Source organism: Bradyrhizobium sp. NC92, from assembly GCF_025200865.1.
Lineage (GTDB): Bacteria > Pseudomonadota > Alphaproteobacteria > Rhizobiales > Xanthobacteraceae > Bradyrhizobium.
In genome coordinates, this window is sequence record NZ_CP104171.1 from 3,070,767 (window position 1) to 3,087,482 (window position 16,716).

Sequence of the window (16,716 nt, forward strand, 5' to 3'; positions counted from 1 at the left end):
AATGCGCGGGCTATCTGCGAGGCGAGACACTGACGAACGGGGCCTGCGCGGACTTGCGCAGTTCCGCTCGATGTCGCTGCTCTGCGCGATGCAGATGGTCTTCCTGCCGGTGTACAGCGTCCGCGTGCAGGCGCAGACCGCGAACGTCATCGTTCCCGACGGACGGACTGGAACCAGCCTTCAGACCTCCGGCAGCGTCACCAATGTCACGACGTCGACGGTCTCGGGCAACAATGCCTTCAACTCGTTCTCGCAGTTCAGCGTCGGGCAGGGCAACACCGTCAATCTGCAACTGCCGACCGGCACGCAGAACCTCGTCAACATCGTTCGCAACGCGCCAGTCTACATCAACGGCACGCTGAATTCCTACATGAACGGCGCGATCGGCGGTAACGTCTACTTCGCCGATCCCAAGGGGTTCGTGGTCGGCCGCAGCGGCGTGGTCAATGTCGGCAGCCTCAACGTCTCGACTCCGACGCGCGAGTTCACCGACAGTCTGATCGGTCCCGGAGGCGCGATCAACGGCACGGCCGTCGGCAATCTCATGGCGGGCTCGTTCCCGGTCTCGCCGGACGGCAACATCCGCATCTACGGCCGGATCAACGCTCAGGACGGCGTGCGCCTGACCGGGCAGAACGTCTATGTTGGCGGCGCCAGCCAGCGCGACATCGCCAATCTCGACCATGCCGCCAAGTTCGCGGCCTCGGTCAACTCCAAGGGCCTGCGCAGCGCCAGCGCCATCACGGTGAGCAACGGCTCGATCCATATCGGTGCCGTCAACAACGCCAGGGTCAACGGCCGGCTGACCGCGCGCAGCAAGACCACGACGCCGAGCAACATCACGGTGCAGGCCGGCAACAACATCGATATCGGCAGGAACGCCAGGCTGAATATCGCGGGCAAGTCCGGCGATGCCGGCGAGATCCGCCTGAAGGCGGCGCAGAACCTGACCGTGGCGGGCGGGGCCAGGTTCAACGCCAGCGCGAAGACCGGCAATGCGGGCCTAGTCGATTTCAGCGCGAACGGCGTCATCGACGTCGGCCGCGGCGTTGCCGTCAACCTTGCCGCACCGAACGGCAAGGCCGGCACGCTGCTGTTCGATCCGATCGACCTGGTGGTCGGCGACGCCAGCCAAGGCGACACCGGCGTGACGCTCTCGAACAGCTCGATCGCGAATGCGCTCGCCGGGCTCAGTGCCGGCGCCGACTACCTCATCCAGGCGGACAATTCGATCACGCTTGCCGCGCATGCGGTGATCGACGCCCGCCGGCTCGATGGATCCGGCCATTCGACCGGGAACGCCAACAACGTCATCATCGACGCGCCGAATATCGATATCAGGAATGGCGCGCAGATCCTGGCCCAGTCGGTCAATTTCGGCGGGACCACCTATACCGACGGCAATGTGACGCTGAGAGCAACGGCGAGCGACATCAAGCTCTCCGGCCAGGCCACCGCGGCGACGGCAATCACCGTCGACGGCAAGATCACCGGCGGCACCGTCTCGATCACCGCGACCTCGACCGCCGTATCGAGTTTCCTTGACGGTTCGCCAGTCGGAGCCCTGGCGCTCGTCGGCTCGACGCTTGCCGGTTCGCTGCTGGGCCTCAATGGCGGCTATGTCGCCGCCAGCGCCACCGCGACCATCAACATCAACAGCCATGCCGACATCAACGGCCGTGGCGATGTCACCATTTCCGCGCATGCATCGGAAACCGCCTCGGACCCGGCGATCGCGTCCACCTTGCTCGGCAGCCTCACGCCGGTCGCGGCCGGTGTGGTTGTGGGCAAGATCGACGGGGTCGCCACGACCAACATTGCCTCGGGCGCGACGGTCAATGCCGGCGGCAACCTCGAGATCAAGGCGCTCAACGACGCCACCATTGCCATCTCTGCTCTCGCGGCATCGACGAGCGCGCAGATCGTCCCGACGGTGGCCTATTCCAAGGGATCGGTGACGACGGTCGCGAACGTCGAGAGCGGCGCGCATATCGCAGCCGGCACCGTGAACACGAGCGGCAGCACGCTGAAGGTGCGCGCGATCAACAACAATTCCTTCTCGACCAGCGCAACGTCGGTTGCGGCACCCGGATTAGGGGCGAGCGGCGCCGTCGGCGGTGCGTTCGCCATCAGCGACATCACGACGTCAGTGACCGCCACGCTCGGCGCATCGCTCGGAACCGATACCGCTCACCGGATGAACGGTTCCGTACTGGTCGAGGCGACGTCCGACACGACCAGCAATTCCACGATGGCGTCGTCCATCGCGGGCCTGCCGGCGCTGATCGCGGCGATCGAGAGAGGACTGCGCGCCGTCACCGCACCGACGTCGATCATCCAGGACCACATGTCCTCGCTGGTGCCGCTGAACTTCAATTTCAAGGCCGCAGGTGCGCTCTCGCTGGCCAACAGCACCCAGAGCGCGACCGCTGCGATCGCGCAGAATCCGAGCGGCGGCGCGCCGAGCATCTATGCCAGCGGCAACGTCGCCGTCGCCAGCAACGTCATCGATCGCGGCGTTCGCAGCAATGCGACGGCCAGCGCGATCACCAAGGACGTGGTGTCGGGCGAGAGCACGGCCATCAGCGCGGCAGTCGCCTGGGGCAATTTCACCCACAATTCGAACGCCTATGTCGGCAGCGGTACGCTGATCAACGCGGCGAACATCGCGGTCGATGCCACCACCGAACAGCCCATCACCAACACCTGGCTGAAATGGGACGGGTTAGGTGCGACTCTGAGCCATCTCAACGGCAGTCTCGGCGTCGGCGGCAACATTCTGACCAGCTACGCCAATGCGACGGCGGACGCCGGCGACACGATCGGCATCGCCGGTTCGCTGAACCATTTCGTCGTGAACAACAACACGACGGCGTGGGTCGCGGGTGGTGCGAGCCTCACGGCGACATGCACGAGCGCGACCTGCGGCAGCAGCTGGGCGGCCGGGATGGACAATGGTGACGTCCACACCTACAACGCCAGCATCCAGGTGGCGGCAACCACGACCATGGCGTCGATCGACGCTGCCGGCAATGTCGGCACGCTCGGCTTCCTGACCGGCAACACCTCGGGCGGCTCCTCTGTCGGTGGTGCGCTCAATCTCGTCCAGTTCAACACCAATACCATCGCCGGCGTTTCGGACCGCGCGACGCTCCGCGCGGCGGACGACATCGCCGTCAACGCGATCACCTCCGACCAGTTCGTTGCCGTCGCGCCGTCGTCCGGCAAGGCCGCGGGCGCGCTGGCGCTGAACGGCATTACCTCGCTCGGTTTCCTGAACAACACGACGCATGCGTCGATCTCGAGCCAGGCAACCGTCTATGCCCCGACCGTCGGCATCCTGGCGCAGCAGGATCTGTCGGTCGTGACGCTGTCCGGGGCGATGAGCCGGAATGGGGGCGGCGGCTCCGCAGTCGGATTGTCGGTGGCCTATCTCGGAGCCAATACCGACACCGCCGCCTATATCGGCGACAACCATTCCGACATCCGCCCAGGCGTGTTCAGCGCTAACGATCCGTTCGCCGGCACGAGCGGCGGGAGCGGCGCGGTCAATGTCGACAATCTCACGATCAGCGCGACCACCTCCGGGCGCATCACCGCCGCCGCCGTCGCGGCATCGATCTCCGGGCCGGCCGCATCCAGCTTCTCCGACAAGGCGAGCGCTGCCGGGGCCGGCGCGACCGGAGGGGCCACCAGCGTTACGACGGCCGCGAGCAAGATCGGCTCGACGTCGGGATCGAGCACCGACGGCTTCAGCATCGATCTCGCCGGAAGCTCCTCGGTGAGCGACGTCTCGCTCGGCACCAGCGCCTATATCAGGAACACGACGGTCAACAAGTACACCACGGCCACCGCTGTCACGACCAATACGATCGTCCAGGCGCTCAACGACACCATTCTCAGCAACGGTTCGGGCTCTGCGGCGCTCAACCTGGCCGGAGCGTCCGGTCAGGGCGCTGCGATCGGCGGCGCCATCGCGGCGGCGATGTCCAACAATACGACGCTCGCCTATATCTACGGCACCACCGTGAACAACCAGAGTTCGGTGACGGTGCAGGCGCTCAACGGCGGCTCGGAGACCGTCGTCGCCATCGGCATTGCGGGATCGAAATCCAACGCGGCCTCGCTGTCGGCTTCCGTCGGCATCATCACCGACAGTGCCAACGCCTATATCGAGAGCTCGACGATCACGGGGCAGTCCTCCGGCGTCAACCGCGCGCTCGAGGTCGATGCTTACCAGACCACGAACGTCGCGATCGGCGGCGGTTCGCTCTATATATCGGGTGGCCAGGCCGGCGTGGGCATCGGGCTGACCTATGCTTCGATCGGCGATCCCACCGGCGGAAACGCGACCGACGCGCACATCCGCAGCAGCTCGATCTCGAACTACGACACCCTGCTGGTGATGGCCGACAGCGCCAGCGTGATTGCGGCCGGTGCGGCGTCGGGCGGGGCGGGGTCCAACGGGCTTGCCGGCGCGGTCGTGGTCAGCGAGATCACGCCGACCACGACGGCCTATATCAGCAGCGGCGCGACGGTGAACATCAACGTCGGCCGCGTGACGGTGCTGGCGGACAGCGGCGCCGTGTCGGCGCTGGATACGGCGCTCGGCAACCTCGTCAAGAAGTCGAACAACAATCATCTCGCCACGGACACCTGCACGGTCGCCGGCGGCACGGGCGGGCAGAATTGCATCGACTTCAGCGCGGCTGCGCTCAATGACGGCACGGGCAACGGTCCGGGCGCCAGCATCGTTTCCGTTGCGGGCCTGATCCAGGCCGGCAAGAACAATGTCGGCGCCTCGATCGTCTACAACACGATCGCAACGACGCATTCGGCCTCCATCGCCAACGTCCTGATGTCGGCGGGCAGCAACGGCAATGTCAGTGTGAGCGCGGTCGATTCCTCGAAGATCCAGGCGGTCACGATCGGCTTTGGTCTTGCGACCGGTCAGTTCGCGGGCGTCGGCGGCACCACGATCAGCAGCATCTCCAACACTGTTTCGGCGGCCATCGGCAACAGCCAGTCGAGCACGACGCAATCGAGCGTCACGGCCAGGAACGTGTCCGTCACCGCGACGGATAACTCCAGCATCACCGGAACCGCCGCGGTCGCGGGCGCCTCGACGCAAGGCAGCGCCGCGGGCCTGGCGCTCGTCAACAGCAGCATCGCCAACACTGTCAGCGCCGGCGTCACCGGCTCCAAGCTGACCGCCTCGGGCAACGTCGCGATCGGTGCGAACTCGAACGCCAGCATCTCGACGGTTGCCGTCGGCGTCGCGATGTCCTCGCAGGTGGGGTTGGCAGGCTCGGTCGCCACCAATCTGATGGGCACCAACGTCACCGCCAGCATCACCGCGGCCGGCACCAACGGCATCAACGGCGCTGACGTCACCGCTACCAACAATGTCGGCGTGATCGCCGGCAACAACGACAAGGCGGCCGTGTTCGCCGGCGCCTTGTCGATCAGCAAGGGTGCGGCTGGCATTGCCGGCTCGCTGGTGACCAACCAGATCACCGGGACCACGGCGGCCTATATCAGCGGGGTGAACACCAAGGCCGATGCGCTCGGAACCAGCTCGACCGACACGCTGGCGGTCAACAACGGCACACTGGTCCATGCTTTCGATCTCGGCGCCGCCCATGCCCCGACCGACACGACACCTGATCTCTCGGAGAACCAGGACACCGTGCGCGGCCTTGCCGTCGTCGCGAGTTCGCACCAAGCCGTGGTGACCAACGTCGCCTCGCTTGCCGCGAGCAGCGGCATCGCCATCATGATCAACCCGATCACCAACGTGATGAGCGGGGCGACGAGAGCGTATATCGACAGCGCCGCCATCGACACGCGCCTGACCTCGTCGACACTGGCGCCGCAGATCGTGGTCGCCGCGTCGAGCTTCTCCTATTCCGGCGCGTTCGGCGCCGGCATCGTGCCGCCCACCGGCAATGGCGGCGGCGGCGCCACCGTCATCAGCACGACGATGTCGCGCAGCACCTTCGCCACCATCACCAATGCCACGGTCGGAGGGGTGCAGTCGTCGAGCCCGACCGTCGGTGCGGTCACCGTGAAAGCCAATGCCGAGCAGGATGCGTCCTCGATCGCCGTCGGGTTCAACACCGGCTCGGTCGGGTTGAACGTGTTCCAGGCGACGACGGAAGCCTATGTCGACGGCGGCGCGCTGACGGCGGCATCGCTGACGGTGAACGCCAACAACAACACCGGCATCTTCTCCGCGAACGGCTCGGGCGCCTACGGCAGCCAGGCCGCGATCGGCGCGGCCTTCCTGGTGCAGGTCTCCTCGAACCGGACCGAGGCCTATGTCGGCGACGAATTCGCCTATCATGGCGGCACGACGCCGCACACGACCGCGCTCAACCTGAGCGGCGCGCTCGACGTCCAGGCCAAGACCAAGAACCGCTTCGAGGCCTATGCGATCGGCGGCGCGCTCTCGACGGGAACGGCCGCGATCGCCGGCATGGCGAATATCGAGATCGCCAACAACACCACCATCGCCGGCGTCTACGACACCACGCTGCAATCGGTGACCGGCGGTGCGGCCGGAGCGGTCACCATCAACGCCAACGAGGACGTGGCGATCAAGGAGATCGCCGGCGCGCTCGCGGTCGGCGCCAGCGGGGCAGGGGTCGGCGTCGGAGCCGCGGCCAACGTCATCGTCTTCAAGAGCCAGACCATCGCGGAAAGCCGCAACAGCAATCTGAATTCGTCCGGCGCGATCAACGTCGATGCGCTCAGCACCAAGGAAGTGCTGTCCTACGCCGTGACGGCCGGCATCGGCGGCAGTGTCGGCATCGGTGCGACCGTCGGTGTCATCATCATCGGCACCAATACCGCCGACCCCGATACGCAGGGGCAGCAGACCGGTCAGCTCAACCAGAATGGCAACGGCACGATCGCCGCGGTGAACGCGAGGACCAGCACCGCGCAGGGCAGCAACGCCGTCGCGAGCGCGACGGCCGGCAATCCCAACAGCGCCAACGTGACGTCGACCTACAACGTCAGCAGCGTGCTCACCGGCGGCAATGACGGCGTCACCGCGCAGATCGCCGGCGGCAATGTCACGGGCACGCAGGTCAATGTCGGTGCCACCAGCGCCAATGCAGCCAAGATGTACCTGCTCGGCGCCGGCTTTGCGAAAAACGTCGGCATCGGTGCCGGCATCGGCTACACCAGCGTCAACAGCAGCGTGCTCGCTAATCTGAGCGCGATCGTGTCCGCGCCGTCCGTGACGGTTGCAGCGGTCGGCGGGGATGCCAACACCGGACCTTATGCCGGCAAGACCATCGACACCGAGGCGATCGCGGGCGGCGCGGCGCTTTACTTCGGCGCCCAGGCCGCGGTGGCGTTCGGCAACGTCGCCAACACCGTGACGGCCCAGCTCGGCGGCCAGGTCACCGGCACGGGCGGCACCGGCGTCGCCGTCATGGCGCAGGACTCCACGACCCAGGTCGTCTTCACGGGCGGCGTCACTGCCGGAGCCGCGGCGGTCGGCGCCTCGGTCGCGACGGCCGGACGGTCGAGCTCGGTCGCGGCGAAGGTCCTGGACAACGCCACGGTCAATGCCTCGACGCTGGCGGTGGGCGCGGCTGGAGCCGGCACGTTGTCGACGACCGCAACGGCGCTCGGCGGCGGCATCCTCGCCGGCGTCGGCGCGGACGCTGAGGCGCACGAAAATTCGAGCGTGACCGCCGAGATCGGCACTGGTTCCTCGATCACCACGTCCGCGACCGGTGTCGGCACCCTGGTGACGGCATCGATCACGCCCAATCTGTCGAGCGAGGCGATCGGCGTCTCGGTGGGAGGCGGTGCGGTCGGCGTCGCGATCGCCCAGTCGACGGTCGGAGCCACCGTAACGGCCGATGTCGGCGACAACACCGTCTTCTCGGGCGGCGCGCTGGGCGTGACCGCGATGGCGCTCGTCCCAATCATCGGTACGCAGACCAACACCGACGGAACCACGACGACGATCTATGGCACGACGACCTACGCCAAGGCGCTCGCCGGTGGCGGCGGCTCGCTGATCGGCGCGCAGGGCAGCTTGGCGAGGGCGTCGGAGAACGCGACGGTCAGCGCCTATGGCGGAGTCGGGATCCGGCTTCCCAATGCCGACGTGGTCATCGCCGCCGAGAACGACAGCGCCCAATATGCGGAAGCGACCGGCCTTTCGACCGGGTTCCTGGCGCTGGGTGCGACCGTCGCGCAGACGTCCTCGAACGCGCACACCTACGCCTATCTCGGCGCGCCCGCGGACATGGATAGCCTGAACCATGCCGACTACACCGGCATCCTTCAGATCACCGCCACGGGCAAGGATACCAACGTCTCCAACGCGACGGTCGGTGCGGGCGGCACCTACGCCGGCGCCGCGGCGGTCGCCACGACCAGCTCGACCGCGGTCACCAATGCGCGGTTCGACGGCGGTACGTCCGACGACACGCTCTATTTCGGCGGCCTCAGCGTCAAGGCCACGCACACCACCAACTATGCGGCCAACGGCGACGCCTACCAGGCGTCCACGGCCGGCGTCTCCGCCGGCAAGGCGCAGAATGACGTCACCTCGACCACCACCGCCGAGATCGGAACGCATCTGATCATCAACACGGATGGCGGCGATATCGTCGTCATCTCCAGCGACATCGTGAACCAGGCCGGCGGCGGCGCGCGTTCGGGCTCCGGCGGCTCGTTCTCGGGTGCGGCTGCGCTGAGCGATTCCCATGTCACCCAGACCGTCACCACCAATATCGGCGCCGGGACGATCCTGAGCCTCAACGGTGACCCGCGCACGTCGACGGGCGTGATCGACATCGAGGCCTACAACACGCTGAACACCAGGGACACGGCGAGCCTCGCCACGGCCAGCTTCTTCGCCGGCGGCGGCGCCGTGTCCAACATGACGGCGAACGCCACGCTCGCCGTCAACATCCATGCCCGGGAGCTGTTCAGCGTCGGCAAGATCTTCATCGGCACGGCTGCGAAGATGGCCGCGTCCAACAACGCCAACGCCAGTCTCTACGGCGCGATCGCGGGCGTCGGTGCCAGCACCAACACCTGGGTCCACGCCGACCAGGACGTCACCGTCGACAGCGGCACGACGATCCAGGCCTGGCGCGACATCAACATCTTCGCCGGCATGTCGGGCGACACCATCACCTTCAGCAGCATCCAGGCCACGGCGACGACGGTCGTCTACAACAACACCGCCATTCCGATCTCGACCCTCTACCGCGGCACGGCCAATGCGGGCGGCGACAGCAGCCTGACGCTGGCTGACGGCTCGCGCGTGCTCGGCGTGCGCGACATCTATCTGGGCGCGACGCAGGGGCAGGTCACCGCGTCCGGCAACGGCAGCAATTACAATCCGTACCTCGACATCTTCAGCGCCAAGAACAGCGACAACCACAGCCACACCAGCGGAACCGGCGACGTCGCGCTCAACGGCCTTGTGGTGGCGGGCATCAACAGCGACGTGCTCATCACGATCGATCTCGGTGCAAGCGCGCCGACTCTGAGCACGACGAGCCCGTACTCGTCGCTGTCATCCACGCTCGAATACGTCGCCGACGTCGATCATTTCAGCCCGGTAAAGAGCTGGAACCACCAGACGGTGCAGTACACGATCGTCGGCGGGTTCAATCCGTACCAGAACATCGTCAACCAGCTCGGCACGCTGACCGGCCTGACCGATACGCAAATCCGGACCGCGCTGGCGGCGTCGACGTCCACACATCCCGCCACAATGACGCCGTCCGGGGCCGATCCGACCGGCGACATCCAGCGTCAGATCAACGCTTTGATCCAGCAGGCACCATACACCTCCGATGCCGGCGGCAACGCCTTCGCCTTCGGCGACATGCTGGCGTCAGCAGGCAATGTCTCGATCCTGGCGCAGAAGCTGACCGGAAACAGCCTCGCCGGTCATTCGGCGCCAGCGGTCATCGCGCGAGGCTCGCCCATGATCAAGGTCGAGAACCGCGGCCTCGACTTCATGGACTTTGCGAACCTCACGGTTACCACTGTGACCGGCGGCAACATCACCTACCGCCAGATCGACCATGTCGACCCGGATTCGCACTCCAACGTGACCTTCACCGCCACGCCGAGCGCAACGCCGATCATCGACATCTCTGCGACTTACAACCGGGTCGATCCCAGCACCGGGCTTGGCGTCGACGACAACGGCAACCAGCTGACCCGCAAGCCCGACATCTATTTCGATGGCATCGTCAGCAACGAGAACGGTCTGCTCAAGATCACCAGCCAACTCGGCAGCGTCGTGGCGTCGCAGTCGCTCAATGCCGCGACCATCCAGATGGTGGCGCCAAACGGCTCGTTCATCTTCCTCGGCGGCATCGGCAGCTTCTACAATTCCAACCACGACGTCACCGCGCAATGGGCCGGCGTCCAGTACAAGCCGGCGAGCAACGACACGCTGACGGCCGTGATGGCAGCGGCGACCTTCCTCGGGGCCTATGGCGATTACGCCTACAGCCCGCATATCGGCGCGGGCGGCAATCACCCGTATTTCTACTACTGCTGCGTCGACGGCAACACGGGCGTTCAGCAAACGGCCGCCAACAGCACGGTCTTCACCGCGCGCATGCTGATGACCTATTACGACGGCCTGTCGCTCTATTCGGCGATTTTCCTGCCGACGGGTAACGGGACGCCCAACGGAGGCGGCGGCAGCGTGGGCAGCACCGCCACGCTCGCGGCGATGGAAGGGCCGACGGTCCAACCGATCGTCACCGCGCCGTGGGAGCGCAACACCTATGCCGGCCAGGGCGTCTTCAGCAACACAACCCGCGACGTGACCATTACTAACCCCGACGGTTCGACCTCGACCCGCACCTACACGTATTACTCACCGTTCAATTGTGATGGTTGCGGAACCTATTTCCAGGTCGTCAATATCCAGAATGATGTGATCACGCCGAGGACCGCGAACACCAACGCCATCACGAACTGGGCCTCAACCACGCCCTCGGGATACCAGAATCCCGCGAACGCGCCCTTCATCCTCGGACGGGCGATCATCATCTCGGCGGGTGTCATCAACGTCAACGGCCTGATCCAGAGCGGCACGAGCAGCAATTACTCGATCGACATCGGCAGCGGCGCGTTGTCCGCCATCAACGACCTAAAGGGCAACAGCGCGGCCTTCGCCCAGGCGCAGGCCAACGCGCGGAACGGCAGCTATTACGACATCACGGCCGCCGCCGCGCCGCTGGTGAGCAGCGATATCAAAATCGGAGTGCGGTACAACGCGCTGACCGACCAGATCCTCGTCAATGGCGTGGTGCAGGGCTCGGGCGGCTACGTTTATCTGAACGGCAAGATCATCTCGACCTCGACCGACGGCACGCCTCAGGGCACGATCGCGGTCAAGGGCGGTGCCGGCTCGATCACGGTCAACAATTCGACCGGGCTCCAGCTCGTCACCAACACCATCAACACCGGCGTCAGCGCGCCCAGCGTGATCCAGATCGTCGATCAGCTCCAGCAGCAGACGACCTGGTACGTCTACAATCCCTCCGCTGCGGGCAGTCAGCAGGTGTCGACGTACCGGACGGCCGGCGTCAACGCGAGCGCGTACACCGGCTCGATGCTGGCCGGCATGAGCGGCACAGCGGGCATCCAGTACACCGTGAAGCCCAACATGTACTACCAGTGGGTCGACACGGCGACGCTCGATCGTCCGGTGACCAGCACGCAATTCGACTACGGCTGGCACTACACGCCGAATGCGGCGACCGGCGAGAACTGGACCCGCACCATCAGCCTGGTCGAGAACGTGATGCAAGCCACGGGCGGGGGCGGCAACACCGGCCAATTGCAGACTGCGAACTTCCAGGAAGTGGTCACGGCGACCGGCAGCTATCATAACGCCGGCTACAACACCGGGGCTGGCAAGTGCTGCGGCGCGGACGCTCATTTCGACTGGTTTCAGCAGATCTACGATCACCTGACGTTGACGCTGACCAACACGGTCAAGGCGTCGAACCCGATCAACATCCAGTTCAGCGGCGGCGGTGCGAGCACGGTCAATGTCAGCTCGAACTCCGGCATCGTCATCAACGGGCCGATCAACAATCTTTCGGGGTCGACGACGGTGATCGCCACCGGCGCCAATTCGGCCATCACGTCCGGGGCGAATGCGAACAACCCGATGATCTCGGGCAAGAACGTGACGCTGCGGGCCGATGGCGGCATTGGTTCGATCGGCGCAAACGGTGTTCCCGTCCAGGTGCAGGTCTACGGCGGCAACCTGACCGCCACCTCGATCGATCGCGACATCGCGATCGCGGCGGTCGGCTCGCTCTCGATCAACCAGGTCGCCGTCAATTCGGGCGTCTCCGGCCGCGCGCCGCAGGGCAGCGTCTTCATCTCCGCGACCGGCGACATCAACTCGGCGGCCGCTTACAACGTCGCCACCCCGGTCGTGATCGGCAAGAATGTCGAGATCAACTCCAGTGCCGGCGCGATCGGCGCGACCAGCGCCGTCGTCAACGGCGCGTCCACGCTGACCAACATCAACCCCCTGGTGATCCAGGCGACGGGCACCACGCAGACCGACGGCACCGTCGATGGCGGTGTTCTCGACAGCGCTTCGGCCACCGGCACCTACATCGTCCAGTCCAAGGGCGATCTGCGCCTCGGCACGGTGCAGTCGACCGGCGGCCCGGTCTTCCTCGAAGCCGCCGGCTCCGACGGCAACCAGGCCAGCATCCTCAACGGCCGGGCGGCGGTCGGTCTCACCCCGGCGCAGAGCCAGCATCTGCAGGGCGTCTGGGCCAGCCTTGACCTGCTCAGCGGCAACGCCGCCACCAACGCCGTCAACAGCTACCAGTCCATGGTGACCTCGGCCTATAACGACTACTTCCAGCTCAAGAACATCGCATTCCCGAACGGCAGCACCTACGCTCCGACCTCGGTGGGGCAGACGGTGCTGCGGGCGCAGGTGGCGGCCAAGCTCGGCATCGATCCCGCCAGCGTCACGGCGACGCAGATGAAGACCGAGGCCACGACGCGGTTCCTGCGGGATCAGTTCCTGCTCGGCCAGATCACCACCGACCAGCTCAAGAGCTCGCTGACGACCTTGCTCGGCAGCGCGCCCACGGATCCACTGGGGACGCTGTTCGGCAGCTCGCTGTCGTCGACCCTGTTCACCAAGCTGTTCGAGGGCGTCTCGACGGCCAATCAGCGCCTTCCCAGCAACGCGGCGCTGCAGACGGCGCTGAACGCCTACAATGCGAGCTACACCTATACGCTCGCGTCGACCGAACGGGTCTACGGCATCATCACCGCGGGCTCGCAGTGGACGCAGAGCCAACTCGCCTACACGGTGTCGTCGTCGGCCGTCGGCGCGGCTCCGCCGCCGATCGACGACAATGTCATCGCGAACGTCAGCGCCAACCAGATCATGCTCTATGCGCCGCGCGGTTCGGTCGGCAATTCGGCCGCGCCCCAGACCTTCACCTTCACCAGCGTGGATTCCTCGTCGCTGACGCCGGAGCAGAGGGGCTTGCTCGCGACGGCCGGTCCCGGCCAGCTCACCGTCGGCGCGGTCACGAATCCCACGACCCACGTCACGACCTATACGGTCAGCCTGTCGCAGCAGAACCTCGTCGTGGTCGACAACCCGATCGCGATCTCGGCCAAGGCGCTGACCAACATCTATCTCGGCAGCAAGAACAGCCTCGCGCTCGGCGGCGTCACCGCAAACTACGGCCCGATCACGGCCGCGCAGGCCAACGGCATCGAGGTGACCGGCCGCGGCGACGTCAAGCTCGACGCCGTGAACAGCCTTTCCGCCAATGCGGGCGGGGCCGTGATCTCGGGCGATATCGCCAACCTGACCCTGATCGCCGAGCGCGGCAATGTCGGCGCGCCCGGGGCCGCCGGAAGCAATCCCGCAGCCAACGCCAACGCGCTCCAGATCGCGTTTGCCGACCCTGGCAACGACCAGCTCGACCAGGTCTCGTCGGCACAGGGCATCTATGTGAGACAGACCACCGGCGATCTCATCCTCGGCAACATCGCTGCCGGCAATGCGATCCAGCTCGCCGCGACCGGCAGCATCTACGCCGAGGCGGGCTTCACGGACCGCTCTGCGATCCACATCCTTGGCACCGACCTCGATCTGCGCGCCGGCGGCAGCATTGGCTTCAACGGGTCAACCTTCCAGCCGCTGCAGATGAACATCTCCGGCGCGGTGACCGGCTCGGCGATCGGCGATCTCAGCATCCTCGCCGTGACCGGCGATCTCGCGGTCGGCACGAGCGGCCCCTATGGGGCGCTGACGGCTGGCGGTGCGCTGACGCTGAACGTGGGGCGCGGTGCGCTCACCATCAACACCAGCATCACCAGCGGCGGCCTGATGCAGCTGCTCGCCAACCGCGGCATGACCTTTGCGGCCGGCACCAGCGCGGCGCCGGTGGTTGCGACCAGCAGCTCCGATGGTGTCACGTTCGTCGCGGCGACGCTGTCGATGGGCGCCTATTCGGCCATCCATGCGGCCGGACTGATCTCGGTGACCACCACGGGTGATGCGACGATCGGCCAGCTGAACTCGTCGCTGTCCTACGCGGCGGCCTCGAACGCGCCCTCGATCATCGTCACCGCCGGCGGCGTCGCCTCGCTCGGCGCGATCGTCGACAATGGCGACGGCCGGACCAAGTTCGTCGCCTCCGGCGCGGGCGCCGAGGTGTCGCTGAGCGCATCGAACGGCATCGGCAACGCGACCAGCCGGTTCATTCTCAGTGCCGCGCGGCTGTCGGCGAGCACGAGCGCCGGCGACATCTACGTCAAGGTTCTCACCGACACCGAGGCGAGCCTGTTGTCGGCAGTGAAGGGCAGCGTGGACATTATCGGCACCGGTGGCCTGACGCTCGATCAGGTGCTGGCGGGCACGGCAACCGGTGCGAGCGGCAGGTTCAGCGCGGTCGCGAACAACGGCAGCATCGTCATCGGCACCGCCTATAGCAGCGGCTCGCAGACGATCCACGCGACCCAGAATGTGACGTTCAAATCGCTCGCGGCAACCGGCAATAGCGGCGATGCCGGCAACATCAACGTCACCGCCGATAGCGGCTTCATCCTGGCGCAGACGGTGACCTCGGGCGGCGCGACCACGCTGGGCTCGGTTTCGGCCCGTGGCTCGGCGACGCTGCTGGCCGCCACGACCATCACCGGCAACACGCTCGCCGCCACGACCGGCTCGGGGCTGCTGACGGCCAACGGCGGTCCCATCAGCTGGAACGCGCTCAGTGTCGGCACGACGCTGGGTGCAACGGCGAGCCAGGGCAGCATCACCTTCCAGACCGCGCAGAGCGGCGGCACGCAGACGATCCATGCGCGCGACAACGTCACCTTCAACGCACTGACGGCGACCGGCATCACTGGCGACGCCGGCAACATCAACGTCACCGCCGACAACGGCTTCATCCTGGCGCAGACGGTGATCTCGGGCGGCGTGCCGACACAGGGCTCGGTTTCGGCCCACGGCTCGGCGCGGCTGATCGCGGCGGGCACCAACACCGGCCATAACCTCACGGCCTCGACCGGCAATGCAGTCCTCAGCGGCACGGTCGTTCACTGGGACAATCTCAATGTCGGCGGCACGCTCGACGTCACCGCGACAGCCGGAGCGATCACCGTCGGCACTGCTGTCAGCGGCGGCACGCAGACCCTGCACGCCGTGAACGACATCGTCTTCAGCCAGCTCACCACGACCGGCATCCCTGGCGATTTCGGCGACATCGACCTGCGCTCCGATACGGGTGCGATCCGCGGCGGATCGATCTCCGCCAACGGCGACACGCATTTCGTCTCGGCGGGCCCGGTCTCGCTCGACAGGATTAGCGGCAGGACCATCAAGATGACCTCGCCAGGTGACCTGACCATCGGCTGGGTCAGCGTCGTGAAGGAGCTCGACCTCGCGGCGGATACGATCAACGTCAAGGGCGAGCAGATCCGCTCGACGCCGGCAATCCCGCTGGTCATGAACATCACCGGCTATAACGGCGGCGTCGCGAGGTCCGCCGACGTCTCGATCGATCCAGACCACATCATTATCAACCAGTTCAGGGTGGTAGATGCGACCTTCTGGACCGATGCGCCGGCTGTCTCGATCCTGAACGGCTACGTGCCGGGCCAGCTCATGCTCACCACGGCCACCCAGCAGATACTCCTGAACAACCGCACGCCGGCGCCGTCCAATTGGCCGACGCTCCAGCTCTACCAGCCGGGCGGCGTGTTCACGATGAGCCAGGCCGGCAATGCCAATGTCAGCAATGCCTATGTGGTGTTCTATACCGGCGACGTCTCGGCGACGGTGACCAATTACGGGCCGAGTCACGCCTGCTGCAACGTCTTCACCGGCGCCAGCATGGTGCGCAACATCTCGGTCGACGGCGAGGGCAACCAGAGCATCGAGACCTGGCTCGCCAAGAAGGACGGGGGCACATTCTACCTGCTCGGCCTCTCCGGCCAGGCGCGGCTCGACGCGCTGCTGACGCCCCGGCCGGTCGAGGCGGTCGGGTCCGGCCCCGCCGTCAACATCGAAGGGCTCAGCGACATGCGCAAGCTGCGCCAGAAGGGACAGCGCGCGGGACGTCCGGGCTGGAAGGATGCGGCGATCGAAACAGTGAAGCCGGCAATCGGTCGCCTGGCGGAGGCATGGTGACGGGCTTGGGC

The 16,716-nt window shown here is 66.3% G+C and carries 1 protein-coding gene; it reads left to right on the forward strand.

Features of this window, described 5'->3' with window-relative positions:
- Position 1: 1 nt before the first annotated feature.
- A complete protein-coding gene (locus tag N2602_RS14290) occupies positions 2-16,705 on the forward strand; it encodes a leukotoxin LktA family filamentous adhesin (protein WP_260383017.1) in 16,704 nt (5,567 codons plus the stop codon).
- Positions 16,706-16,716 lie beyond the last annotated feature (11 nt).